Origin of the sequence: Cellulomonas pakistanensis (assembly GCF_016862755.1) — a bacterium.
Classification (GTDB): domain Bacteria; phylum Actinomycetota; class Actinomycetes; order Actinomycetales; family Cellulomonadaceae; genus Cellulomonas; species Cellulomonas pakistanensis.
In genome coordinates, this window is sequence record NZ_BONO01000056.1 from 1 (window position 1) to 579 (window position 579).

The 579-nt window shown below is 79.1% G+C and carries 1 protein-coding gene; it reads right to left on the reverse strand.

Annotation, left to right across the window (positions count from 1 at the left end; translation table 11 throughout):
* The coding region (locus Cpa01nite_RS18405; protein WP_203670314.1) for a DUF222 domain-containing protein at positions 1-556 on the reverse strand (556 nt) is incomplete at its 3' end.
* Positions 557-579: the final 23 nt, after the last annotated feature.

Here is a 579-nt window from a genome sequence, read left to right on the forward strand (position 1 = left end):
CAGGCGCGGCGGGAGGGGGTGCGGCGGGAGCAGCGGCAGCGAGGGCGGTGACGGGCATCAGCGTGGCGGCAGGGCGGGGCTCGGGCTGCTCGGGGCGCGCAGTCCTCCTGCGCACCGTGGTCACCAGGTCGGGGCCCGGACCCGGGTGCGGGATCGGCGCCGGCTCCGGCGGGTCCAGGCGGACCTCGACCGCCGGGCCGTCGCCGGGCGGGACGTCCCCGACCACGAGGTCCCGCAGCCCGTCCGCGCGGAGCTGGTCCAGGGTCCGCCCGTCCCCGACGGCCTGCGCAGCGCGTGCGGCGTGGTCCAGGACGCCGTCGACGCGGGTGGCGTCCTCCGCTGCCATGACGACCCACATCGCGGCCATCCCGTGCGGGCGACTGCGCGGGTGGGTCACCCGGCGACCGGACCGCGCACGGACGTGCCGCCCGGCCGCACCGTCGGGGTCGACCAGCCGGACCTCCCGGGCGACGCGCTGGCGGAACTCGGCCACCGAGCACTGATCCGCCTCGGGGAGCACCGCGTCCTCCACCGCGTGCGCGACCTGCCACGGCACGTCCGCCAGCTCAGCCGCCAGCA